At 69.4% G+C, this 23,893-nt stretch carries 20 protein-coding genes; 13 read left to right on the top strand and 7 right to left on the bottom strand.

What is annotated here, in order from left to right:
• Window positions 1-21: 21 nt before the first annotated feature.
• The 8 genes from D7D52_RS08590 to D7D52_RS08555 all read left to right on the top strand — a co-directional run bounded on the left by D7D52_RS08590 (window position 22) and on the right by D7D52_RS08555 (window position 6,758).
• Window positions 22-837, top strand: coding sequence for a helix-turn-helix domain-containing protein (locus D7D52_RS08590; RefSeq protein WP_162958217.1), 816 nt, complete (start codon window positions 22-24; stop codon window positions 835-837).
• A gap of 131 nt (window positions 838-968) precedes the next feature.
• Complete coding sequence (locus D7D52_RS08585) at window positions 969-1,454, top strand: MarR family winged helix-turn-helix transcriptional regulator (protein WP_120735836.1); 486 nt, start codon at window positions 969-971, stop codon at window positions 1,452-1,454.
• 162 nt (window positions 1,455-1,616) lie between these two features.
• On the top strand, window positions 1,617-2,510 hold the full coding sequence (locus tag D7D52_RS08580) for an STAS domain-containing protein (protein ID WP_120735835.1): 894 nt from the start codon (window positions 1,617-1,619) through the stop codon (window positions 2,508-2,510).
• 14 nt (window positions 2,511-2,524) lie between these two features.
• Complete coding sequence (locus D7D52_RS08575) at window positions 2,525-2,914, top strand: STAS domain-containing protein (RefSeq protein ID WP_120735834.1); 390 nt, start codon at window positions 2,525-2,527, stop codon at window positions 2,912-2,914.
• Entirely contained in the window at window positions 2,892-3,317 is a 426-nt protein-coding gene (locus tag D7D52_RS08570) for an ATP-binding protein (RefSeq protein WP_120735833.1), read from the top strand. Before D7D52_RS08575 ends, D7D52_RS08570 begins: the two co-directional genes overlap by 23 nt.
• Entirely contained in the window at window positions 3,310-3,963 is a 654-nt protein-coding gene (locus D7D52_RS08565; protein ID WP_120735832.1) for a SpoIIE family protein phosphatase, read from the top strand. The genes D7D52_RS08570 and D7D52_RS08565 overlap by 8 nt, the downstream gene beginning before the upstream one ends.
• 13 nt (window positions 3,964-3,976) lie before the next feature.
• Window positions 3,977-6,280, top strand: coding sequence for a SpoIIE family protein phosphatase (locus D7D52_RS08560; protein ID WP_120735831.1), 2,304 nt, complete (start codon window positions 3,977-3,979; stop codon window positions 6,278-6,280).
• Window positions 6,281-6,428: 148 nt separating this feature from the next.
• A complete protein-coding gene (locus D7D52_RS08555) occupies window positions 6,429-6,758 on the top strand; it encodes an STAS domain-containing protein (RefSeq protein ID WP_120743926.1) in 330 nt (109 codons plus the stop codon).
• 87 nt (window positions 6,759-6,845) lie between these two features.
• Here the strand turns inward: D7D52_RS08555 and D7D52_RS08550 are convergent, their stop codons facing one another.
• Window positions 6,846-7,883: an LLM class F420-dependent oxidoreductase gene (locus D7D52_RS08550; RefSeq protein ID WP_120735830.1), complete on the bottom strand. Its 1,038-nt coding sequence runs from the start codon at window positions 7,881-7,883 to the stop codon at window positions 6,846-6,848.
• 145 nt (window positions 7,884-8,028) lie between these two features.
• Between D7D52_RS08550 and D7D52_RS08545 the strand changes: the two genes are divergently transcribed.
• A complete protein-coding gene (locus D7D52_RS08545) occupies window positions 8,029-8,667 on the top strand; it encodes a cyclodeaminase/cyclohydrolase family protein (protein ID WP_120735829.1) in 639 nt (212 codons plus the stop codon).
• Between the two features lie 238 nt (window positions 8,668-8,905).
• Window positions 8,906-9,652: a L,D-transpeptidase gene (locus D7D52_RS08540; RefSeq protein ID WP_120735828.1), complete on the top strand. Its 747-nt coding sequence runs from the start codon at window positions 8,906-8,908 to the stop codon at window positions 9,650-9,652.
• A gap of 70 nt (window positions 9,653-9,722) precedes the next feature.
• On the opposite strand, the gene D7D52_RS08535 is transcribed toward D7D52_RS08540, so the two are convergent.
• Window positions 9,723-10,571: a bifunctional 5,10-methylenetetrahydrofolate dehydrogenase/5,10-methenyltetrahydrofolate cyclohydrolase gene (locus D7D52_RS08535; protein ID WP_120735827.1), complete on the bottom strand. Its 849-nt coding sequence runs from the start codon at window positions 10,569-10,571 to the stop codon at window positions 9,723-9,725.
• 228 nt (window positions 10,572-10,799) lie between these two features.
• On the opposite strand from D7D52_RS08535, the gene D7D52_RS08530 reads away from it, so the two are divergent.
• The 3 genes from D7D52_RS08530 (at window position 10,800) to D7D52_RS08515 (ending at window position 13,391) form a co-directional block, all read left to right on the top strand.
• The gene (locus tag D7D52_RS08530) at window positions 10,800-11,660 is read left to right on the top strand and encodes a YdcF family protein (RefSeq protein WP_120735826.1); all 861 of its coding nucleotides are present in this window, start codon (window positions 10,800-10,802) and stop codon (window positions 11,658-11,660) included.
• A gap of 70 nt (window positions 11,661-11,730) precedes the next feature.
• Window positions 11,731-12,684 (top strand): methyltransferase, encoded by a 954-nt coding sequence (locus D7D52_RS08520; RefSeq protein ID WP_425464618.1) that lies wholly within the window; start codon window positions 11,731-11,733, stop codon window positions 12,682-12,684.
• Window positions 12,681-13,391, top strand: a complete 711-nt coding sequence (locus D7D52_RS08515) for an HAD family hydrolase (RefSeq protein WP_120735825.1) — start codon at window positions 12,681-12,683, stop codon at window positions 13,389-13,391. Before D7D52_RS08520 ends, D7D52_RS08515 begins: the two co-directional genes overlap by 4 nt.
• 34 nt (window positions 13,392-13,425) lie before the next feature.
• Here the strand turns inward: D7D52_RS08515 and D7D52_RS08510 are convergent, their stop codons facing one another.
• From D7D52_RS08510 to D7D52_RS08490, 5 genes are all read right to left on the bottom strand, one after another.
• Window positions 13,426-13,932 carry a hypothetical protein gene (locus D7D52_RS08510; protein WP_120735824.1) on the bottom strand — a complete coding sequence of 169 codons (507 nt, stop codon included), beginning with the start codon at window positions 13,930-13,932 and terminating at the stop codon, window positions 13,426-13,428.
• 13 nt (window positions 13,933-13,945) lie between these two features.
• Window positions 13,946-15,001: a TFIIB-type zinc ribbon-containing protein gene (locus D7D52_RS08505; RefSeq protein WP_187703127.1), complete on the bottom strand. Its 1,056-nt coding sequence runs from the start codon at window positions 14,999-15,001 to the stop codon at window positions 13,946-13,948.
• A 552-nt stretch (window positions 15,002-15,553) separates the two neighbouring features.
• Window positions 15,554-16,717, bottom strand: coding sequence for an SPFH domain-containing protein (locus D7D52_RS08500; RefSeq protein ID WP_120735823.1), 1,164 nt, complete (start codon window positions 16,715-16,717; stop codon window positions 15,554-15,556).
• A gap of 109 nt (window positions 16,718-16,826) precedes the next feature.
• Window positions 16,827-18,005, bottom strand: a complete 1,179-nt coding sequence (locus D7D52_RS08495; RefSeq protein ID WP_120735822.1) for a cytochrome P450 — start codon at window positions 18,003-18,005, stop codon at window positions 16,827-16,829.
• A gap of 238 nt (window positions 18,006-18,243) precedes the next feature.
• A complete protein-coding gene (locus D7D52_RS08490; RefSeq protein ID WP_120735821.1) occupies window positions 18,244-23,721 on the bottom strand; it encodes an ATP-binding protein in 5,478 nt (1,825 codons plus the stop codon).
• Window positions 23,722-23,893: the final 172 nt, after the last annotated feature.

Raw genomic sequence — 23,893 nt, 5'->3', positions numbered from 1 at the left:
TCAGCAAGCAGTCCAAGGGCTTTGCAGGCGATCCTCGGTTCCCGATTACGCGGGCTCCGGCGTGCCCGCGGCCTCACCCAGACCGAGGCGGCCGGGCATCTCGGACATCACGCCTCCAAGATCAGTCGATTGGAGACCGGGTGCGGCGGTTGCCGCGACGAGGATCTGCGCGCGCTGCTCGAGCTCTACGCGGTCGACGAATCCGAGCGCGGCCGATATCTCATCTGGGCTCGGCGCGTGGGACATTCCTGGTGGCCCGACGACCGAGACGGCGACGACTCCTCGCTCGACGCCCTGCTCGATCTCGCGCCGCTGCGGCACATCCGCGCCTATGAGCAATCCGTCGTCCCGGAACTGCTGCAGACCCCCGACTACGCCCGCGCGGTACTGGAACTGGTCCACCCCACCCGCACCGCCGCGGCCATCGACCGCCTGCTCGCCGCCCGCGCCCGCCGGCGCGCACTGCTGGACCACGACACCCCGCCGCTGCTGTGGATCCATGTCGAACTCACCGCGCTGCGCCGCCGCATCGGCGGAAAGGCGGTGTGGGACAAGCAGATCGAGTATCTGCAGGAACTCGCCCACCGGCCCCGCGTCACCCTCCAGATCGTCGACGACGATCTCAACGAACCGGCCCGCCTGGGCCACGGGTTCACCTCGTTCCGCTTCGCCGATCCCCGCCTGCCCGATCTGGTGTGCATTCCTCAGCTCACCGGCGTCGTATGCCTCGACGAGGCCGCGCACACCGACGAATACCTGCAGGCCCTGGATCGACTGTCGAGCACCGCGACCCAGCGCGCCCAAACCCTCACCCGCCTCGCCGAATTGCGGAATTGATCCCGGATGACCGATTGGCCGCAGCGAACAGGCACAGGTTGCACCTTCAACCGGGCGGGTGTTACCTGTGCATGATGCGCTTGTCCGCGGCGGGGAGGAATAGCATGACAGTGGAACCCGGGAGTGGGACTGTGGCCGAAACCCGTTGGCTCGACGATGTCGAGATGCGTGCGTGGCTGGGATACGTGTTCACTCGCGACCTGATCGCCGCGGCGGTCGGTCGGGACTCGCTGCGCGCCTCCAATCTCACCTATGTGGAGTACACGGTGCTGGCGCGGCTGGCCGACGCCACCGATCATCGCCGCAGCTTCGCCGAACTCGCCGCCGTGCTGGAGTGGTCGCAGTCGCGGCTGTCGCATCAGATCACCCGCATGGAGAAGCGCGGACTGGTCGCCCGCGAATCGATTCCCGACGATGCCCGCCGCACTGCCGCCGTCCTCACCGAAAAGGGCGCGCAGGTCCTCGATTCCGCGGCCCCCGCGCATGTCGAGAGTGTGCGTCGTCACATGGTCGATGTGCTGGATCGTCGCCAGCTCAGCGCTCTGGCCGACATCTACGACACCCTGCTGGCCCATCACCGAAGATCCGAAACCCGCGACGCACCCTCATCTCGATGAACCAGCTGACACCAGGTTTGGTTTGAGGCGCATAGGGTACTGGGTAAGACTAGGCTCGGCAGCGGCTTCCGACGACGGTCGGCACCGAGCACACGACCGGTTAATCCGGTCGGCAGTAGTGAGCACCCCGACCTGGCCTTAGCGAAAGGGGCAGGAGTTTCCATGTCCGACGTGTCCATCGGTCTCTCGGCGGATTCAGTGCCCGCGGGTTCCGTCGACAATCTGCTTCCGCAGCTTGTCGAGCACCTGCGGCAGAACCGCACCGAACTGCGCGAGGAGTGGGCCCGTCGCATCACCGATGCCCAGTTGCTCACCGCCATGACACCCGAGGAAATCTTCTCGGAGGCCACTTCCGTCTACGACAACTACGTCGAGGTGCTCGAGACCGGTAGCGTCGAAGCGCTGCAGGCCTACGCGCGTGACCTGTCCGAACGCATCATCCCCCGGGGCGTCGAGACCGACGAGGTCGTCGGCATCGTGCTGCTGCTGCGAGATGTGCTCGCGCGCAGCCTCTTCGAGAAATACCAGTCCGACTTCGAGCTGCTGAAACTGGTGCTCGACGCCTACGAGCCGGCCGCCAACCGCATCGCCAACACCGTGGCCGTGTCCTTCGTGCAGGAGCGCGAGCGCGTCATCCGCCAGCAGCAGGAAGCCATCCGCGAGCTGTCCACCCCGGTGTTGCAGGTGCGCGAGCAGCTGCTCATCCTGCCCATCATCGGCGTGCTGGACTCCCAGCGCGCCCGGCAGCTGACCGAACAGTTGCTGCGCGCCATCCGCGCCAACCGCGCCAAGGTGGTCGTCATCGATATCACCGGTGTGCCCGCGATCGACTCCACGGTGGCAAACCACCTGGTCCAGACCGTGGACGCGTCCGGCCTCATGGGTGCCAATGTCATCATTACCGGCCTGTCGTCGGAGATCGCGCTTACCCTTGTCACCATCGGCCTGGATCTGTCGAAGATGAACGCCGTCGGTGACCTCCAGGGTGGCATCGAAGAAGCGGAGCGCCTGCTCGGCTACGAGGTGTCGCGCGTCACCGATCGCGACGGACGGTAATCAGGGCGGGGCAGATGCCGGTACCCATTCTCAAGCAGGGCACATATCTGATCGCGTCGGTGCAGTCAGCACTCACCGACGCCGATACCGAGCGCCTGCAAGACGATCTGATGACCTATGTCAGCCGCTATCGCGCGCAGGGCATCATTGTCGACGTCACCGCGATCGACGTCATGGACTCCTTTGCCGCGAGATCGCTGCGTACCATCGCCCACATGACCAAGCTGCGCGGCGCGGAAACGGTCATCGTGGGCCTGCAACCCGAAGTCGCTTTCGCGATGGTGCAATTGGGCCTTACCTTCGAAGGCATGCACACGGCCCTGGACCTCGAAGAGGGCCTGTCGTGGCTGAACACGAAGATCCACAGTCGCGGTCACAAAGATGGTCGTGATCGTGGCCGCTGACGACGTGGTGATCGCGGTGAACGTGTCCAACGACATCGTGACCGCTCGGCAAGCGGGGCTGGAGATGGCTGCCAAGCTCGGCTTCTCGCTTTCCGATCGCACCATGATCGCGACCGCCATTTCCGAAGTGGCGCGCAACATCACGAGTTACGCGGGCACCGGCGAGATCCGGCTCGGCGTCGCCGACCGCGACGGACGGCGCTCGATGGTGGTGCAGGCCAAGGACAATGGGCCCGGCATCGCCGATATTCCGCGCGCGATGGAGGACGGGTACTCCACCGGACGCGGTCTGGGACTTGGCCTTCCGGGCGCCAAACGCCTGATGGACGGCATGTTGATCGATTCGCAACCCGGGCAGGGCACGCTCGTCGAAATGTGGAAGTGGGTGCCCACCGGTGCGTGAGGACGGTTTCATCGGCGCGGTCGAATGGGCCGTCGCCGGTCGCGCACTACCGGGACAACGAGTTTCGGGCGACCGGTCGGTTGTGTTGGATGCGGGGGGCGGCTCGGTGCTGTTCGCCGTGCTCGACGGCCTGGGCCACGGCGCGGCCGCCGCGGACGCCTCCGATCGCGCCGCGCAGGTGCTCTCGGAGAATCGCGCCGAACCCCTGGACGTGCTGATGCTGCTGTGCCATCGCGCCATGTCCGACACCCGTGGCGCGGCGGTCTCGCTGGCGCTGTTCGACGCCCGCGACCGCGTGCACTGGCTGGGCGTCGGCAATGTCGAATCCCGCATCGTCGCCGCCGCGCCCGGCAAACCCGCGGTGCGTGCCACGGTGTTGCTGACCGGCGGCATCGTCGGCTATCTGCTGCCGCCCAACCTGTCCCCGCAGACCGTGCCGGTGCGGCCGGGGGATCTGCTACTCATGTCCACCGACGGCATCACCGCCAACTTCGGCGACGGTATCGACCTGTCCAAACCGACCTCCGAGATCACCGCCGACATCCTCGCCCGCCACGCCAAGGACACCGACGACGCGCTGGTGCTGGCCGCGCGTCACCGCGGGCATTCCCATCCCTCCCAGCCGATTCCGAGTGTGAAGCCATGACGGAGATCCCGGCGTGAGCACGGTGCTGGCCGCTTTCCGCGAGGCGTACGCCGCCGCGTTGCGGCTGCATCTGCGCGCCCCCAACCAGAACACCCTGTCGGAGGGCTACGAGCTCGGCCGCCGCGCCCTGGTCGAGGGCGTCAGCATTCTCGACCTGACCGAACACCACTATCGATTGCTCGAACACGATGGCGTGGCGGCGATTCCGGACGGCACCGACCGCACCGAGGCCGCGCTGGAGTTCCTGCTGCAGACCATGGCCGCGCTGGACGTCGCCACCCGCGGGTTCCTCGACGGCAACCGCCGCTACGAGCAACAGCGTTCCCGCGCCGACGATCTCGCCGGGCGCGACGCCTTCCGCACCGCGCTGGTGGAATCGCTGCAGGACGGGTTCTTCGTCGTGGACGCCGCGGGCACGCTGATCGAGGTCAACTCGGCGTTCGGCGCGCTCACCGGTTACGGCCCCGACGGCATCCCCTACGAACTCCCCCACCCGTGGACCGCGCCCGACGCCCCGCGCTACCCGGATCTGGGCACCGACGCCGCGCGCTTCGTCATGCCCATCCGTCACCGCGACGGGCGGCACCTGTGGCTGGCGGTGTCGACCAGTTCGCTGGTCAAACCCGAGAACGGCGAACGCATCTTCGTCGGCACCCTGCGCGACGTCACCGCCGAACACGACGCCCAGGCCCGCGACAAGGCGGTGTCGCAGCTGGCCACCGCGGTCGGCGCGGCCACCAGCGTGGTCGAGGTGCTCACCGTCGGGCTCGAGGAACTGCGCCGCGCGGTCGGCGCGGAAGCCGCGGTGGTATCGGTGTGGCCCAACCGCAATACCGGGCCGGAACTGTATGTGTCCGAGGACAATCCGTACACCGGCGCGGGCGTCGCACCGCATCACACGCAGCCGATCCGCCGGCCCGCCGGGCTGCTCGACGGCGGCGGCGAATCCCGCCAGGTGCTCGACGCGCGCGCCCGCGCCCTGCTGGACCGCGCGCGGCTGCAACCCGGGCGCACCATGTTCGCCATCCCGGAGGGGGTGACGAGTTCCGAGGGCGTGGTGGCCCCGCTGGGTGAGAGCGGCGATTCGGCGCTGTGGCTGCGGTTCTCGGCCCCGCGCGTGATCACCCCCGGCGACTGGGCGCTGTTCTCGCTGCTGGTCGGGCATCTGAGCCTGGCCGTGCAGCGCGCCCGCAACTTCGATCAGGCCCGCTCCACCTCGCTGACCCTGCAGCGCGCCATGCTCGGCCCGATCGAGCTGCCGCCGCGCTTCGCCGTGCACTACGAGCCCGCGCTGCCGCCGCTCGAGATCGGCGGCGACTGGTACGACGTGGTGCGCCTCGAGGACGGCACCATCGGCGTGGTCGTCGGCGACTGCGTCGGTCGCGGCCTGTCGGCGGCCGTCGTGATGGGCCAACTACGCACCGCCGCACGGGCTTTGCTGCTGCGCGGCGCGGGCCCCGCGCAGTTGCTCGCCGAACTCGACACCGTCGCCGCCCGCATCCCCGGCGCCATGTGCACCACCGTGTGCGCGGCCATCCTGGACCCGGTGCGCGGGCTGGTGCGCTACTCCAATGCCGGGCACATGCCGCCGGTGCTGGCCGCGCCCGGCCGCCGCGGCCGCCTGCTCGAGGGCGGGCGCGCGGTCCCGCTGGCCACCTTCGACATTCCGCGCCGTCCCGAGGCCACCACCCCGATGGCGCCCGGATCCACGCTGGTGCTGTTCACCGACGGCCTGGTCGAGCAGCGGGGGGTCGACATCGCCGAGCGCTTCGAGGAACTGGCCGACGAATTGACCGGTGTCGCCGGGCAATTGCCGCGCGAGGTGACCGACGCGGTGCTGTCGCGACTGCGGCCCACCGGCGGCTACGACGACGACGTGGCCATGGTGGTCTACCGGCAGCCGCCGGCCGCCCTGCGCCTGGACGTGCCCGCCGAACCCCATGAGCTGGCCCGCATTCGACGCGCGCTGCGCGAATGGCTCTCGGCCGCGGCGGTTCCGCACGACACCGCCGTGGATCTGATCGCGGCCGCGAACGAGGCCTGTACCAACAGCATCGAGCACGCCTACCTCGGCGGCGGCGAGCCCGGCCGGGTGCGGCTCAACGCGGACTGCGGGGTCGACACCCTCACCATCGAGGTGACCGATACCGGCGCGTGGCGGCCGCAACCGGAGGACCCCGGACATCGCGGCCGGGGCATCGCCATGATGCGCGCGCTCACCGACCAACTCGACATCGATCATTCCGGTCCGGGCACCCGGGTGCGGATGACGGTGCGACTGACCGCCGTTGAATTCTCGGCGGCCGGACGCATGTGAATCAGGCCCGCCGGCACCGCCGCGCGGGCGACAGCGACTACCGAACCGGTACCGATCTGGCAGACGATGCGGCATGAACGGACGGAACATGGCAGATTTAACCAACGTGACCAACACTTCCGGAGACGGCTATCCATTCGCCGACACGATGACCACCTCGGTCACCGAGCGCGCCGAGGCGACGGTCCTCACCGTTGCCGGTGACGTCGACCTCGCGACCGCTCCCGCCCTCGAGAACGCCCTCGACGCGGCGCTCGCGGGCCGGCCCACCGCCCTCGTCGTCGACCTGTCCGCGGTCAGCTTCCTGGCGTCCGCGGGCATGGCGGTGCTGGTGGGCGCGCACAAACGCGCCGGGGACACCCGTATCGCGGTGGTGGCCGACGGGCCCGCCACCAGTCGACAGTTGAAGGTGACCAGCTTGGATCAGGTGTTCTCGCTGCATCCGACGCTGGAGGAGGCCCTGGCCGCGCTGGGCTGACATCGCACGAGTCCGACAAACAGCGAAGCCGAGTCCGATTCTTCGGACTCGGCTTCGGCGTGTTCGCGGGGCTTTTCAGCCGGTGGCTCAGACCAATTCGCGCAGCTGCTCGATGAGCTTCACGCGCTCGGCCGGGGTGGCGGCCATCGGGACCACGTTGAGGGCGGTGACACCGGCCTCACGGAACGCGGCGACCCGCTCCTTGACGAATCCGGCCGAGCCGATCAGGCACACGTCGCGCACCAGATCGTCCGGGACCGCCTTGGCCGCGGCCTCCTTCTCGCCCTTCAGGTACAGCTCCTGAATGCGGTCGGCCTCGGCGCCGTAGCCGTACTTGGTGGCCAGCGTGTGGTAGAAGTTCTTGCCCTTGGCGCCCATGCCGCCGATATAGAGCGCCAGATGCGGCTTGACCCATTCGCGCAGGCCGTCCACATTGTCGCCGATGGCCAGCGCCGGGCCGGCGTAGATCTCGAGGTCGCCGCGGGCCGGATCACGCTTGGCCAGACCGGCTTTCACCGATTCGCCCCACACCGCATCGGCCTTCTCGGGCAGGAAGAAGATGGGCTGCCAGCCCTCGGCCACCTCGGCCGCCAGCTCCACGTTCTTGGGGCCCAGCGCGGCCAGCAGCACCGGAATGTTCTCGCGCACCGGATGATTGATGAGCTTGAGCGGCTTGCCCAGGCCGGTGCCCTTACCCTCCGGCAGCGGCACCTGGTAGTACTTGCCCTGGTATTCCAGGCGTTCGCGCTTCCAGACCTGGCGGCAGATCTCGAGGGCCTCGCGGGTGCGGCCGATCGGCGCGTCGTAGGCGACGCCGTGGAAGCCCTCGATCACCTGCGGGCCCGAGGCGCCCAGGCCCAGGATGAAACGCCCGTCCGAGACGTAGTCCAGGCCGGCGGCGGTCATGGCGGTGAGGGTGGGGGTGCGGGTGTAGAGCTGCAGGATGCCCGAGGCCAGCTGTACCCGTTCGGTCTTCGCGGCCAGGTAGCCCAGCGCGCTGACCGCGTCGAACGAATACGCCTCGGGCACGAACACGATGTCCAGGCCCGCCCGTTCGAGGTCGGCGACCTCGGCGGCGATCTCCTTGAAGCCGTCGGTGTAGTTGATCGACAATCCGATACGCATGCCCCGGACAATACCCAACTAATTGCATATGTCGGTAGGTGGGTGCGCATCGGCCACGGCCGGGCGGCGTGCCGGTACCCGCGCGCGGACCGGTACGGTAGGCGGCGAATCGAATTCCCGGTACCGCCAAGGGAGGCCACCGCTCATGACTCAGGACACCACCACCTTCGGTGATTCGACACTGCGGGGGTACCTGGGTGAACTGGCCGCCAAGGTGCCCGCCCCCGGCGGCGGCGCGGTCGCGGCGCTGCACGCGGCGCAGGGCGCAGCGCTGGTGGCCATGGTCGCGCGCTACACCACCCGCGCCAAGGACGCCGACAATCGCCCGGTCATCGACCGGATCATCGAGGCCGCCGACGCCGCCCGCGAGCGCTCGCTGGCGCTGGCCGACGCCGACGCGGCCGCGTTCACCGGGGTCGGGGCCGCCTACAAGCTGCCCAAGGAGACCGAGGCCGAGCAGGCCGCGCGCGGCGAGGCCATCGGCGCGGCGCTGCTGCAGGCCGCGCGGGTGCCCGCCGCCGTGGTGGCCGAGGCCGACGAAATCGTCTCGCTCGCAAGCGAACTGCTGCCCATCGGCAATCCGAACGTGGTGACCGATATCGGCGCGGCCGCCGACTGCGCGCGTTCGGCGGCAGCCAGCTCGCAGCTCAATATCGCGATCAATGTGGCCTCCCTCGACGGGGCGGCCGGGGCCGAGTTCGCACCGGTGCTGAAGCAGATCGAGGAAGTGATCGCCCGCGCCGACGCGCTGCACGACGACGTGGTCGCGGCCATCACGCGCTGATCTCGCACCCGCCGCGGCCGGTCTCGCACCGGCGGCCTCGAATCAGGCTGCGCTGTACCCCGTTCCGTTATGGAGCGGGGTACAGCCGTTTTCCCGCCCCTGTACCGGAGCGACACGAACTTCGCATAGTTCCCACGCCGGTGGGTATGTCACGAACCGGGCACATTTCCGGATGGGAAAGATCATTCGGTCATAAGCTCAGGAGCCCAGGCCCACACCCTGTCGAAGGGATGGAACGATGCGGAAAGCGATTCGCTGTCTGTTCGTCGCAAGTTTCGTCGCGGCGGCTGCCGCACTCGGTACCGGAGCCGCGGGTGCGGCCATCACGGCGCCGAAACTCCCAGCGGTGCAGTCGATCTCACCGGCCCCCGATCAGGTGGTGGGCATCGCGGCCCCGGTCACCGTCCAGTTCGCGGCCGCGGTCACCGACCGCGCCCAGGCCGAGCGCACCATCGACGTCCGCGCCGAGAACTCCCTGGCCGGGCACTTCACCTGGCTCGACGACCGGCAGCTGATGTGGCAGCCGGCGAACTACCTGCCCACCAGATCCCCGATCACGGTCCTGGCGGGCAATAGACATATCAAGTTCGAAACCAATGGCGGCACCACCGCGGACGCGGACATGTCCAACCACACGTTCACGGTGTGGATCAACGGCGTAGCCCGCACCATGCCCGCCTCGATGGGCAAGCCCGGCCGCGAGACCCCCGTCGGCACCTTCCCGGTCCTGTCGCGCGAGCGGTCGGTCACCTTCGACTCCCGCACCATCGGCATCCCCCTCAGTTCCCCCGAGGGCTACCTGATCACCGGCGAATTCGCCGAACGCCTGACCTGGGGCGGCGTCTACGTCCACTCCGCCCCCTGGTCGGTCGACTCCCAAGGCAACGCCAACGTCAGCCACGGCTGCATCAACCTGGCCCCCGCCGACGCCGAGTGGTACTACGACAACGTCTCCCTGGGCGACCCCGTCACCACCCACTGGTGAGCTCGAGATCAGGGAGCTCTCAGCGCGGAATTTCGTCCGATTTCCCGCGCTGAGAGCTCCCTGATCTTGTTCAGCGGGTGGACTCGGCGGCTTGGATTACGTGGCGCATGAGGAGGGCGGTGGTGACGGGGCCTACGCCGCCGGGGACCGGGGTGAGGGCGGCGGCCTTGCCGGTGACCGAGGGGGCGTGGACGTCGCCGGTGATGTTGCCGTTGTCGTCCTCGTTGGTGCCTACGTCGATGACGACGGCGCCTTCGCGGATGTGGTCGGCGGTGATGAGAGCGGCGCGGCCTACCGCGGCGACGACTACGTCGGCGGGGGTGGTGACGGCGGAAAGGTTGGCGGTGCGGGAGTGGGCGATGGTGACGGTGGCGTTCTCGGCGAGCAGGAGTTGAAGCAGGGGCTTGCCGACGACGTTCGAGCGGCCGACGACGGTGACCAGGCGGCCCGCGAGCGGAATGCCGTGGAACTTGGCCAGTTCCACGACCGCTTCGGAGGTGGCGGGCGGGAAGCCGGGCAGGCCGGAGGCGAGCAGGCCCAGTGACAACGGGCTGACGCCGTCGACGTCCTTGGCGGCGGTGATGGCGGAGCTGACGTCGTCGAGGCCGACGCCCTTGGGCAGGGGGGTCTGCAGCATGATGCCGTCGACGGTGGGGTCGGCGGAGAGTTCGGTGAGCTTGGCGCGGATCTGCTCGGCGGTGGCGTCGACGCCGAGATCGACGTTCTCGCAAGCGATTCCGAGGCGTTCGGCGGCGCGGTTGAGGGACTTCACGTACCAGACGCTGGCCGGATCGTCGTTCGCGATCACCAGGGCCAGGCGGGGGGCGGCGCCCTGCGCGGTGATGGCGGCGGCGCGGGCCTTGGTGTCGGCGTTGAGGGAGGCGGCGAGATCCTTGCCGATGAGCGAAGTCGTATCCACGGGTCCGTAGCCTATCGCGCGATCGGAAAGCGACGCTCGGCCGGACTCGCCGCCCGGGCGCGCGCTCGCGTCGCGACACCGAGCGGACCCGCGAAATCCGGACGGCAAATCACCGACAACGGCCGGGTTCAGTCGTATCGTGTCCCCATTCACCACTGGCCAATAGCCAGCTAATTGAACAGATGGCCAGCAGAGCAATGGGTGACACCCTCCGAAAGGTCGACAGCAGTGCAGATCGCCAGGCGTTTTCCCACCCTTCTCGCGGCGGCCGCCGCGGCCCTCGCCATCCTCGGCACCGGCACCGCGCACGCCGACCCGGGCGCCCTCTACAACTCGGCACAGGACAATTTCACCAGCGGCAACGAGGCGGCCGGGCTGGCCGACCTGCACCAATTGCTCAGTGAGTCACCCGATGACGCGCAGGCGCTGGCACTGCAGGCGATCTGGTCGGACTACACCGGCGACCTCGTCACCCGCGAGGTGGCGCTGAATCGGCTCACCGGGATCGACGGCCGCCTGGCGGACGGCACCCGGAATCTGTTCCGCGCCATCGGGGCCGCTGTCGGCACGCTGCCCAATCCGATTCCGGCGATCGCGGGACCGCAGACCGGGATCGCGGTGCTCGGCTACGGGCTGCTGCCCGACGGCTCGATGCGGCCGGAGTTGGAGAACCGGCTGCAGGCGGCCTGGCTGCAGGCGATCGCCTCGCCGATGTCGCCGATCCTGGTGACCGGCGGCAATCCGCAGAACGGCATCACCGAGGCGGCGGCCATGCAGGGCTGGCTGATCGGGCACGGCATTCCGGCCAGCCGCATTCTCACCGACCATCGCGCCGGATCCACCGTGCAGAACGCCCTCTATGGCGTGTCCATGCTGAAGGACGCGGGCGCGACCAGCGTCATCGTGGTGACCTCCCCCAACCACATTCGCCGCGCCGTCGCCGATTTCATCGTGGCCGGCATGCCCGTCATCGGCGCGACCACCTCCCTCGAACAGCTGGTCTCCCAGCTGCCGCCCCCGGCCCGCAACAACCAGCGCGGCATCTACCTCGACGCCAGCCGCGTCCTGCGCCTGCCCGCCGAACGCTGACCCGCACCCGCTCTTCCACGCCCGGACCCTGCCCCACCTGCGCAGTCGTCCGGGCGTGCACAATATCCCGGTGAGCTCCCCCGACACCGACACGCTGATCGCCCGCCTCCGCGCGGCCGGCTGCGTGTTCGCCGAGGACGAAGCCGCCCTCCTCCAAGCCGCCGCCACCGACCCGGCCCACCTGGAATCCCTTGTCGCCCAACGCATCGCCGGCTTCCCCCTCGAACACCTCCTGGGCTGGACCGAATTCCGCGGCCTCCGCGTCGCCGTCGCCCCGGGCGTCTTCGTCCCCCGGCAACGCACGGCCTTCCTCGTCGAACAGGCGATCGCCTTGGCCCGAGCCAAGTCCGACTCACGCGGTGATCATCCCCGTCATTCCGGCATGCTCTTGGCCAGAATCCACACGGTTGGGGTGGATCCCGGCCAAGAGCACGCCGGGATGACGAGGGATGGGGGCCCCGATGCGGCGGGGGGTGCCGGCAACGGAGCGCGCGGCACTGCCGGCCGGCCGCTCGTCGCGCTTGATCTGTGTTGTGGCTGTGGGGCTCTGGGGTTGGCGTTTGTGAAAGAACTTTCTGCCGAAGGGATTTCGGTGGATTTGATTGCTGCCGATATCGAGCCGGCGGCTGTCGGCTGTGCGCGGACGAATCTGGAGGCGGTGGGCGGGCGGGTTTTCGAGGGGGATCTGTTCGAGGCGGTGCCGGCGGAATTGGCTGGGCGGGTGGATGTTCTGCTGGCGAATACGCCGTATGTGCCGTCCGGGGAGATCGCGGGGATGCCGCCGGAGGCGCGGGATCATGAGCCGCGGCGGGCGCTCGACGGCGGGGTCGATGGGTTGGATGTGTTGCGGCGGATCGCGGCGGTGGCGGGTGAGTGGCTGGCGCCGGGCGGGCATCTGCTGGTCGAGGAGAGCGAAGGACAGGCCGCGGCGGCGGTGGCGATCATGACCGGGCATGGGCTGGTGGCACGGGTGGCGGAGTGTGCGGAGATGGGGGCCACCGTGGTGATCGGGACGCGCGCATGACGATTCGGGGGATCCTGTTCGATGTCGATGACACGCTCGTCGACTATTCGGGGTCGGCGCGGGTCGGGATTCTGAAGCATCTCGCGGCGGAAGGGGCCCTCGACCGGTTCGAGTCGGCGGATGCGGCGGTGGCGCTGTGGCGTGCCATCGAAGAGGAGGAGTATCCGCGGTTTCTGAGCGGGGAGCTCACCTTCAAGGGGCAGCAGCTGGTGCGGACGCAGCGGTTTCTGTCGCACCTGGGGCTGGCGGCCGATGACCCGGCGGCGTGGTTCGCGCGCTATGCGGCGCTGCGGGATACGGCCTGGTCGGCGTTTCCGGAGGTGGCGTCGGTGCTGCGGGGACTGGAGGGTCAGGTCGCGCTGGGCGTGGTGTCCAACGCGTCGCTGCCCTATCAGACCGGCAAGTTGCGGGCGGTACAACTGCTGCACCACTTCGGGGATGCGATCCTGTGCTCGGACGAATTCGGTGCGGCCAAACCGCAAGCGGCGATCTTCCACGCCGGCTGCGAGCTGCTGGGACTGCCACCGGAGCAGGTCGCCTATGTCGGCGACCGCTACGACGTGGACGCGCTCGGCGCGAGAGAGGCCGGGCTGCGGGCGTATTGGCTCGACCGCGGCGGGCTCGGCATGCACGCGGGTGAGCGCATCGCCGCCGTGGGCGGTGGCATCACGGTCATTCGCTCACTGACAGAACTGGATTCGCCGTAGAGCACGGTCCGAGTTGGCCTGCCCGCTCAGGCCGTCACGCCGGGCCCGCCTCCAAGGATTTGCGGATCTCGGCCTCGATGCGCAGCTGAGCGCTCGCCGCGTCGAGGCCGGCGGCGACGTCGGCGGCGGTGCGCTGGGTGGCGGCCGAAACGTACTGGGCGACAGCGGCTTCGACCGTCTCGACACCTTGCGTGGCCGTCGCGCGTTGGCTCTCACGGGCGGCGGCGGGCAGGGCGGCGATGGCCACCAGGCGATCGTCCCAGGCCAGGGCGGCCTGTTCCAGTTCGGCGCGCAGCACGATGGTGGTGCCGTCGTCGAGGGAGTTGGCGGTGCGCACCGCGGTCATGGCGTCGCGCAGCCGGCGGTGCAGGCGTGCTTCCGGATCGTGCGAACCCGCCCAGGACGCGGGGGCACGGGTGGGGGTACCGGGAATCACCTCGTTGGCGGACGCCGTGGCCGCGCGCTGGCGGCGCGACAGCAGCAGCACGCCGCCCACCGCCGCACCCAGCAGGATCAGCACGACGAGCACGAAAATCAGCATGGACGGCTCACTTTCAACGATGCGTGGTGGGATGCGGCGGCGCGACCGTACTGTGCCCGGCCGGATGCGCCGGGGTGTGATGCCCGCGCGTGGCGGCGAACGCGCCGATGAGCACGGCAATGACCGCGAGCACCGCCGCGATGGCGGCGGCGATCTTCACCTTGCTCCACGGCCGGTCACCGGACACCTCGCCGGTGAGGCCGTTGATGTACACCTGGTACGGCTGGTTCATGTAGACGACGGTCAGCAGCCAGATCGGCAGCAGCACATGCTTGTACGCCAACCAGTTCCACGAGGTGTTCAACTGATGGATGCGCTGGTGGTCGCCGCCGATGTCGCGGCGCACGGTCGCCTCGATGGCGGATTCAATGCGCTGCCGCGCCTCCGGGAACGACTCCTCGGCATCCTTGTCGTAGGTGCGGCACAGATGCCCGGCCACGAACTCCGGTGAGTACGCGCGCGCCCGCTCCACCGGCCACGGCTCCAGCGCCCGAATCCGGTTACGGTTCAGATTCTCGTTGGCCAGCACCGGCAGATCCGCGAAGTCGTTGCCGACCTCGCCGGCCACGGGATACCACCGAGTCCTGGTCTCGTAGACGGGATCCCCGTCCTCGTCGGTGCCGACCCGCACCTGATAGTCGTCCCCGCGCTCGCCCTGATACCAGCTGGCGGTATCCGCGTCATAGGTGAAATACGCGGTGTAGAGGCTCGAGAACGCCCCCAACTGCCGGTACTTGCGGAACTTCGACGGCGCGAACCACCGCCCCGACACCCACGTGTCCACCAGCTCCCGAGCCTGCTTCTCCCCCACCGCGAACGGGAGCACCCCGTCCACCGGCAACCGCGCCGGCGCATTGTGCACATCGTCGCGCTGAATGGGCGTCGCACAGTACGGGCACCGCGTAGCGGTCAAACTCCCAGTGAATCCCGTTGTCCCACCGCAATTCTGGCACTTCACCTCCCACTCCCCCGTCACCTGCGGCCCGCTCTCCCGCGCCCGCATCTCCCGCAACGCCGCCATCGCGGGCTCCAACTCCCGCGCCTGCACCGCCACATCCGGCGCACTCACCGGCGACCGATTCCCACAACTGGGACACAACAAATCCTGCCCCACCGGATCGAACCCCAGCTGCGCCCCGCACGACGAACACGGATACGTCCGCGTCAACTCCGTCCGATGCAACATGGCCCGATCCGACGTGACCGAAACAGCCTGCGCCCCCGGAAGCGGCGGCGGCGCAACAGCTCCCGGCAAAGGGGGCGGACCGACGGGCGCGGCCGAGCCCGGCAGCGGAGGCGGTCCGGCAGGGCCATTGCCAGCGGGCATGGGTGGCGCTGGCGACCAATTGGCCTGCGGCGGAACGGGCAACGGCGGCGGAATCGACGCGGAGCCGGCGTGGGGTGGGGTGGGCAGCGGTGGCGGGCCGACGGGGTGCGGGGGGTGGGTTTCGGTCATTGGAGCTCACTCGGTGCGGGGGACGCGATGGGCGCGCCAGTGTGGTGGAAGGGCTTTCGGGGACGCGCCGAGTTGTCGGGCGGTCGGTGGGGTGGGCCGGGTATGGCTGGTGACCCGTCGGAGTGATGAATCCGACGGGTCGCTGAGGCGGGGGCTGGCAGCTCGCTACTGCGGCGGTAGCGGCGGCGGGGTGCCGGGGAGCGGGGGCGGGCTGGCGAACAGGGCGCTCAGGCTCGAGACCGTGTGGGCGGGCTGCCAGCCGGGCATGCCCTCGGACCAGACGTTGGTGTCGCGGGTGAGGTTGCCCGACGAAACGTATTGGCGCAGTTGGTCGAGGGTGAAGGGCCCGGCGGCCTGGCCGCCGTTGTCGAAGTGGAACTGCTGCTGGCCGGGCAGTGGGGGCGGCGCGGTCTGCTGGGGGGCGGACTGGGCTTGCTGCTGGGGCTGGGCGAAGCCGCCCTGCATGGCGCCGGCCATCTGGCCGCCGAGCACCACGCCCATGCCGGCCTGCATGGCGGCGCCCATGCCGCCGCCGGGGTTCTGGGCGGCCGCGAGCATGGCGTCGGCGGCCTGCATCTGCTGATACCGGTTGAGGTCGACATTGTTCATGAACCCGCCGGCCTCGACGCCGCGCGCCACCCCGCGGGTCATGGCCTGCTGGATCTCCTCGGGCAGCGAGATCGTCATGGTGACGCCCTCGACCCCGATACCGAACCCGGAGAGCCGCTGCCCCACGAATTCGCGCAGCTTGTCGGACAATTCGACCTGACGGCCCTGCAGGTCGATGGCGCCCAGCCCGGACGCCAGGATCATGTCGGAGAATCCGAGCGCGACATTGGCCCGCAGCTGTTCGCTCAGCACATCGGCATCCACCTCGGCATTGGTGCCGATCATCTGGCGCAGGAACACCTCGATATCGGTGACGCGCACATTGGCGGTGCCGTTGGCGCGGATCTGCACCATGCGGAAGTCCGGGTCGCGGACGGTGATCGGTTGCGGTGTGCCCCAGCGCATATCGGTGACCGCGCGGGTATTGACGAAATACACCTCGGACCGGAACGGCGAGTTGAACCCGTAGCGCCACCCCTGCAGCGTGGACATGATCGGCATGTTCTCGGTGGTGAGCGTGTAGTGCCCGGGCCCGTACTTGTCGGCCAGCTGCCCCCGATACACGAACACGGCCTGCTGTCCTTCGCGGACGATCAGCTCCGCACCGTTCTTGATCTCGTTCTCGTACCGCGGAAACCGCCACGCCAATGTGCTGCGCGTATCGTCCAACCATTCGATGATGTCGACGAATTCGCCGCGAATCATGTCGAACAGACCCATTACCTTCACAACCTCCCTCGGGCGCGACGCCCGACCGCGCCGAAGTATGGCACAGGTCGCCGACCACACGGTCACCGTCACGTGGCTATCGAGCACACCACGGACAGTGTTAATGAATCGTGAATCGGTCGAAGCGCAGGCGTAGTTCGCGCGGGGCGCCGACGCTGATGCCGACCGATCGGCGTATCTCGGCGCCGGGGGCCACGCGGAACGCGGTGAGCCGGGAAAGCAGCGCCGTGACAGCGATATCGAGCTGCATGCGGGCGAAGTGGCGGCCCACGCAGCGGTGGATGCCGACGCCGAAAGCCAAGTGCGGGTTGCGGGTACGGTCGAAGTCCAGCCGCGCCGGATCGGTGAAGCGGGCGGTGTCACGGTTACCCGAACGCCAGTGCACCGCGAGGCGGTCGCCCTTGTGCAAGGGGACGCCGAGCAGGTCGTTGTCCTCGACGACGACGCGGCCCATGACGCTCACGGTCGAGGTGTGGCGGAGCAGTTCGTCGAGATCGTGTGCGGCCCAGTCGGGTTGCCGCAGGCGGGCCTCCAGGTCGGGCAGTTCGGTGAGGTACTCGGCGATATAGGCGAGGGCGCCGCGAGTGGTGTCCAGGCCGCCCAGCAGCAGGACGGTCACGACGCCGAGGCGTTCCTCCATGGTGAGCGGCCGCCCGTCGGCGACGGTGGCATCGACGATGGACTGCAGCAAATCCTGGCGCGGACTGGCCTCCCGCTCGGCCATCAGTTCCGCGGCCAAAGCCGCGACGGCGGCGAAGCTTTCGGGCGTGTTCTGCACCGACACCTGGGTGACGGCGTCCACGGCGCGCGCCAGCCGCTCCGGATCGTCGTCGTCCAGCACGACTTTCGCCAGCGCGCCCGCGGTGAACGGGATCGCGAACTCGCCCACGAACTCCACTTCGCCCCGCTCGGCGAACCCGTCGACGAGCTCGTCCGCCAGCTGCCGCAGCACCGGCGCGTACCGCTGGAGCGCGGATTTCGAGAACGCCGGATCCAGGAAGGCCCGAAAGTCGTGGTGCAGTGGCGGATCCACGTCGATGGGCGGCAAAGCCACCGGCACCGACAGCAATCCGGGCATGGTGGAGCTGAAGATCTCCGGATGCGCGGCCACGGTGACCAGATCCTCGTACCGGGTCACCACGTACATGCCCTCACCGAATCCGGTGTGCGCCACCGGGCAGGCGCCGCGCGCCCACGTCAGCTCCTCGTCCAAGCGCGCGCAGTCCTGCTCGTCGAACCAGTCCAGTCGATCGAAGAACCCCTGATGGTCGTCGGTCACGGCACACCCCTTCCCACCCCTGAGCGGCTTTGCGCTGATGGTGCGCCCGCTACCCCGGCAGCGTCAACCATCACGGCGCGTCGCCACGAGTGACAGGGCCGCCGTGACCTTCTCGGCGCGCTGCGCCGGGCGCGACGCGCGGCGGCGAGCCCGCCGTCCTGAGGCCCGGCTCGAAAACCGCAGCGGCCGTTCATCCCCCGAGGGATGAACGGCCGCTGTTCAGGGCGTGGTCAACCGGTCAGTGCGCGGCTGCCGCTCGCGCCAGCCCGGTCTCGATGGCCTCGATGATGCGGGGACGCAGTTCGGTGGCGCCGATGATGGCGTCGACCGAACCGACCGTGACCGCGCGCTGAATGTTGTGGACGCGGTCGAATTCCGCGGCCACCTCACCCAGCTTCTCGGCCCGCACCGCGAAGCGCAGTTCCTCGCGCTCGGCGGCCAGGGTGGCGCGATCGGTACCCGACGCGGTGGCCGCGCGGGTCTCGAAGTCCTTCACCCGCGGGTCGGCGACGGTGCGGGCGTCGACCTCGCCGGAGAAGACGACCGCCGCGGCGGGCGCGCCACCGAGCACCGAGGCGAACGAGCCCTCGAGCGCCAGCACCGTCATGTTCGGGTTGAGCGCCTTGGAGAACACCACGAACGCGCCGCCGTGGTAGCGCGAGATCACGCAGAACACGATCGGGCCCTCGAAATTGACGATGGCGCGGCCGATTTCGGCGCCGTACTCGAGCTGCAGCTTGCGCATGGACTCCGGCGAGCCGTCGAAGCCCGACAGGTTGGCCAGCACCACCAGCGGCCGGTTGCCGCTCGCGGTGTTGATCGCGCGCGCCGCCTTCTTCGACGACTGCGGGAACAGGGTGCCCGCGGTGTAGGTGTCGGGACCGTCGGTGGCCGGGAAGCCGCGCCGCGGCACGCCCCGCGACTCGATGCCCAGCAGGCACACCGGAATACCGCCCAGGCGCGCGTCCTGCACCACCGCGGTCTCCGCGTCCGCCATGCCCGCCCAGCGTTCCAGCACCGGGTGGTCCTGGTCGGCCAGCGCCCGCATCACGGTGCGAATGTCGAAGGGCTTCTTGCGATCCGGGTTCGCCGTCGCGGAGAAGATCTCGCCGACCGTGGTGAAATCGCTGCCCTCGATGACGTGCGGGAAATCGGAGACGTCGCGGTCGATCGGGTCGTTCGACGGCGCCCGCCGCGGCCCGGCCTCGCCCGGCGCCACATAGGTGTAGTCGTAGTGCGCCATCAGGATGTCCCGCGCGGCAAGCAGGTTCGGGGCCCAGTACTGCGCCTGGCCGTTGGGGCCCATGACGCGGTCGTAACCGCCGATGCCGAAGTTGTCCTCGGCCGAGACCGCGCCGGAGAAGTCCAGCGCCTGCTTGCCGGTGAGCACCATGGTCGATTCCGGCGTCATCACCAGAATGCCCTTGGTGTGCATGAGCATGGTGGCCTCGGCGTTCCAGTACGGCTGCGCACCGACATTGATGCCGTTGACCACGATATTGATCTCACCGCCGGCCTGGGTGAACTCGACGATCTTCTTCAGCGCCGCGGCCACCCAGTCCATGTTCTCGGTGCCGGACTGCATGGAAATGCGCGCGCCCGAGGACAGCGCGTACCACTCCAGCGGCACGCCCAGCTGCTCGGCCAGCTCCAGGCCCGCGATCACCCGGCGGCACTCCGGTTCCGACAGCGCGCCAAGCGATTTCGTCGGATCGCCGAGCAGCACCACGCGGGTGATCCCGGCCGGGTATCGCGGTGTGGCCGTGGTGACCACACCGGCGACCAGCGCGGCCTTGTTGTGCCCCTTGGGCCGGTCGACCGGCACCAGCGCGTGCTTGTCGTCGAGGTCGTATTCGGTGAATTCACCAAGCAGACCGGTCAATTCGTACGGGTAGACGGTATTGCGGCCGGCGGCGCGCAGCACCTTCTGCCGGTACTCGTCGAGCGGCTCGACCGGATCGTCGGTGCGCTCGTCGACCCGCACGGTCACCGTGCCGGTGGTGTCGAACGAGATCCGCACCGCGATCTTGGTGAGCTCCCCGGTCTCCGGATCACGCTGGCGCGCGATGAGCAGGATCTCCTCGAGTCCCGCGCCCGCCGTCATCGGCAGCACGTGCCCGCCGATCACCGTCTCCAGCTCGGTGCGGGTCACATCGACCACCGGCCAGATGTACATGACGATCCGGTTGGTGTTGAACCGCTTCTTCGACGGCCGCTGCGCCTGCGCGCGGCGAATCGAGTCCAGGCAGGTGGCGATCGTGCTCTCCGCGGTGGGCAGCACCAGCAGTCGGCCGTCGTGCTCGCGCAGCGGCTCGAGGTCGCGCACCTGCGCGAACGCGATGAGCCGCTCGTCGGCCGGGTTCTCCTTGGCGACCGCGCGGAACAGGTACACCTCTTCGTCGTCCGAGGACGGCAGGCGGGTGAGGTCGAACTTGCGCAGCCGCCGCATCTGCATGCGCTGCGCGATATAGGGGTGCAGCCCGCGTATGAGGCGCTCTTCGGTCAGACCGGTGGTGGCCGGACGGAAGGTGAAGTGGTGGTGCATGACCGCGCCACCGCTGCCCGCGACCGTGCAGGTGATCCGATGCACCTGATCCGGCAGCGGATTCACCGCCAGCTTCTCCTGCAACGCGACCGCCATGGCCTCGAAGTCCTCGGGCTGGTTCTCCCAGCTGAGGTAGATGTCGGCCTCCACCGAGGTGGCGTCGGCCGCGACCGCCGCCAAACCGACCATGGCGCGGTCGAGTTCGTCGAAATTGACCGCCGCCGACACCAGGTTCACGCCCCGGCGCTCGGCGACCACGAACGTGAAGCCCGCCGCCTGCTCGGCGCGCACACCGGTGAGGTCCTTGTTGCCGTAGTAGCGGCGGGTCAGCACCTCCAGCATGGCGGTGTTGTCGGCGCTGCCGCGCACCAGCCGCTGGCCGAGCAACCGCACCAGCGGTTCGGTCGCCCGCACCATATCCGCGATCCGCTCGCCACGCTCGGGCGAATTCGGCTGCGCGTCAAGGACACTCAGGTGCTTGCGGACATCGGTGTAGACGCGGGCGCGGTTGCGCAGCAGCAGCGGGTGCCCGTACCAGGCGTACGCCACACCACGCGCGAGGTCCGCGAGCGCCGGGAAACGCACCTGAGTCGCGGTCACCAGCCGCTCCAACGCCAGACCGGCGGGCTCGCGCAGGGCGCGGTCCGGCACCGGCTCCGACAGCCACTCGCGCAGCAGCGCGGTGATGGCGGTGATGGTGTCGGTGGGCCGCTGCTGGGCCAGGAAGATCCGGAACACGGCGGCCTCGAGGTCCGGGGTGCGATCCAGTTCGGTGATCCCGTAGTGCGCCAACGCCTTCGAGAGCTTGGCCCGATACGACTCCGGCAGTCCGGCCCGTTCGGCGTCGAGGCTCTTGAGGTAGGTGTGGAAGAACTCGCGGGCGCTGTGCACATGCCCCGGGCTCTCGTCCCAGGACCGATTGTGGCTCAGCTCGGCCAGATCGGCGAACGCCTCGACCAGCTCGACCTCCTCGGCCAGCGGCCGGCGGTGGTCGGCGATGGCCGCCCGGCGCACCGCCAGGTAGTCGTCGAGCACGCGCTGCTCGTCGTGCGGGTCGACGTCGAAGCCCAGCAGCAGGCCGCGCAGATCCTCGAGGCTGCGGGCCAGGCCCTCGTGCGGACGCACCGGCGCGGGCGCACCGGGCAGATCGAGTTCGACCGCGCCGGTCGCGGCGGTCTCGGCCTCGTCCGCCTCGTCGGCCAGCGGTTCCAGCCGCAGCAGCGGCGCACCGGTCTCCACCTGGGAGCCGACCGCGACGCCGATCTCCTTGAGCCGCGCCTTGAACGGCGCGCGCAGCACCGTCTCCATCTTCATGGACTCGAGCACCAGCACCGGCGCGCCGGCCTCGACCTCGGCGCCGACGGCCAGCGGGGTGGCGACCACCAGCGCGGGCGCGGGCGAGCGCACCACACCGCCCTCGTCGCGGCTGATGCGGTGCGTGACACCCTCGACATCGACCAGGGTGACCGGGCCGTGGGTGCCGGTGACGACCCGGAATCGGCTGCCGTTCACCACGATCTGACCGGTGTGGGCGTCGAAACGCTCCAAATCCACGTCGGCGGCACGCATTTCACCGCCGGCCTCGATGCCGATGCGGAAGCGGTGCGCGCCGATGCGGGCGACCCGCACCCGGTAGGCGACGCCGCGCAACTTCAGATCGTGCGGGCGGCCGCTCTCGTGCTGCACCTGCGGGCGACCGCCGGCGGCCGTCGAGAGCAGGCGCTGGCGCTCGCTGGCCTCTTCCTCCTCGTAGGCGTCGAGCGCGGCCACGGCCACCGCGATCGCGGAGTGGCGGTGCGAGACCAGCCGGCCCTCGTTGCGCACCCGGTCGATCCAGCCGGTGTCGGCGCTGCCGTCGATCACCTCGGGCTGATCGAGCAGATCCAGCACGAAGCTCTTGTTGGTCGAGCCGCCCTCGATGACCACGCGGGTCTCGGCCATGGCGCGGCGCAGCCGGCCCAGCGCCTGCTCCCGATCACTGCCGTAGGCAATGATTTTCGCGATCATGGAGTCGAAATCGGCGGGGATGGTGTCGCCGGCGCTGACACCGGTGTCGACGCGAATGCCCGGGCCCGCGGGCAGATCCAGGCGCGCGATGCGGCCCGGGGCGGGCGCGAAGTCGCGATCGGGATCCTCGGCGTTCAGCCGCGCCTCGATGGCGTGGCCGCGCTCGGCCGGGGGCCTGCCCTCGAGCTTGCCGCCGGAGGCCACGTGCAGCTGGGCGCGCACCAGATCGAAACCGGTGGTGATCTCCGTGATCGGGTGCTCGACCTGCAGGCGGGTATTGACCTCGAGGAAGGCGAACAGTTCGTCGCCGGGGTGGTAGAGAAATTCGACGGTGGCCGCGCCGCGGTAGCCGACCGCGACCGCGAGCCGCTCGGCCGAGGCCTTCAGCTCGGCGGCCTGCTCGGGACGCAGCACCGGCGAGGACGATTCCTCGATGACCTTCTGATTGCGCCGCTGCACCGAGCAGTCGCGCACGCCCAGCGCCCACGCGGTGCCCTGACCGTCGGCGATCACCTGGACCTCGACGTGGCGGGCGCCGGTGACCAGGCGCTCGAGGAACACGATGCCGGAACCGAAGGCGCGCGCGGCCTCCTGGCGGGTGCGCTCGTAGGCGTCGACCAGCTCGTCGGCATTGGTGATCATGCGGATGCCGCGACCACCACCGCCGGCGGTGGCCTTGAGCATCAGCGGGTAACCGATCTCCTCGGCGGCGGCCACGGCGTCCTCGACGGTGTCGACGCCGCCGCGGCTCCACGGCGCGACGGGCACGCCGACCTCTTCGGCGATCAGCTTGGCGCCGATCTTGTCACCGAGCTTGCGCATGGCGTCGGGGCTGGGACCGATGAAGGTCACCCCGATCTGCTCGCACAGCTCCGCGAAGGCGGGGTCCTCGGCGACGAAACCCCAACCGACCCAGGCGGAATCGGCCTTGGTGGCGGTGAGGGCCTGCTCGAGGGCCTTCAGGTCCAGGTACGGGCGCGCGGCGGCCGGACCCAGGTCGTAGGCGATATCGGCCTCGCGCACGAACGTCGCGTTGCGGTCGACGTCGGTGTGCAGGGCAATGGTTTGAATCGACTGTCCGGTTTCAGCGGCCAGATCGCGGACAGCATGGATCAGACGTACCGCGGCTTCTCCGCGGTTCACGATGGCGATGCGGCTGAACAACCCGCCAGCTCCCTCCGTTGCATTGTGGCATTGGCCCGGTCGGGCGACGTTGCGACTGCCGGTCCCGGGTAGTGTGCACCTCTGTCGCGCCCAGGCAAACCCGGATCGGGGCTACTGGCACGTATATCTTTCGGCACGGCCTCATCCCGAGGTCGTCACGGTGCGGAGGGGA

It is taken from the genome of Nocardia yunnanensis, from assembly GCF_003626895.1.
Lineage (GTDB): Bacteria > Actinomycetota > Actinomycetes > Mycobacteriales > Mycobacteriaceae > Nocardia > Nocardia yunnanensis.
This window is presented reverse-complemented; position numbering and strand designations above follow the sequence as displayed.

What these genes read in the sequence shown, in the direction of transcription:
- D7D52_RS08540 (WP_120735828.1), top strand. Translation starts at nt 8,906, where the DNA reads ATGCGGAAAGCGATTCGCTGTCTGTTCGTCGCAAGTTTCGTCGCGGCG.
- D7D52_RS08580 (WP_120735835.1), top strand. Translation starts at nt 1,617, where the DNA reads ATGTCCGACGTGTCCATCGGTCTCTCGGCGGATTCAGTGCCCGCGGGT.
- D7D52_RS08550 (WP_120735830.1), bottom strand. Translation starts at nt 7,883, where the DNA reads ATGCGTATCGGATTGTCGATCAACTACACCGACGGCTTCAAGGAGATC.
- D7D52_RS08570 (WP_120735833.1), top strand. Translation starts at nt 2,892, where the DNA reads ATGGTCGTGATCGTGGCCGCTGACGACGTGGTGATCGCGGTGAACGTG.
- D7D52_RS08500 (WP_120735823.1), bottom strand. Translation starts at nt 16,717, where the DNA reads ATGGGTCTGTTCGACATGATTCGCGGCGAATTCGTCGACATCATCGAA.
- D7D52_RS08545 (WP_120735829.1), top strand. Translation starts at nt 8,029, where the DNA reads ATGACTCAGGACACCACCACCTTCGGTGATTCGACACTGCGGGGGTAC.
- D7D52_RS08515 (WP_120735825.1), top strand. Translation starts at nt 12,681, where the DNA reads ATGACGATTCGGGGGATCCTGTTCGATGTCGATGACACGCTCGTCGAC.
- D7D52_RS08555 (WP_120743926.1), top strand. Translation starts at nt 6,429, where the DNA reads ATGACCACCTCGGTCACCGAGCGCGCCGAGGCGACGGTCCTCACCGTT.
- D7D52_RS08575 (WP_120735834.1), top strand. Translation starts at nt 2,525, where the DNA reads ATGCCGGTACCCATTCTCAAGCAGGGCACATATCTGATCGCGTCGGTG.
- D7D52_RS08510 (WP_120735824.1), bottom strand. Translation starts at nt 13,932, where the DNA reads ATGCTGATTTTCGTGCTCGTCGTGCTGATCCTGCTGGGTGCGGCGGTG.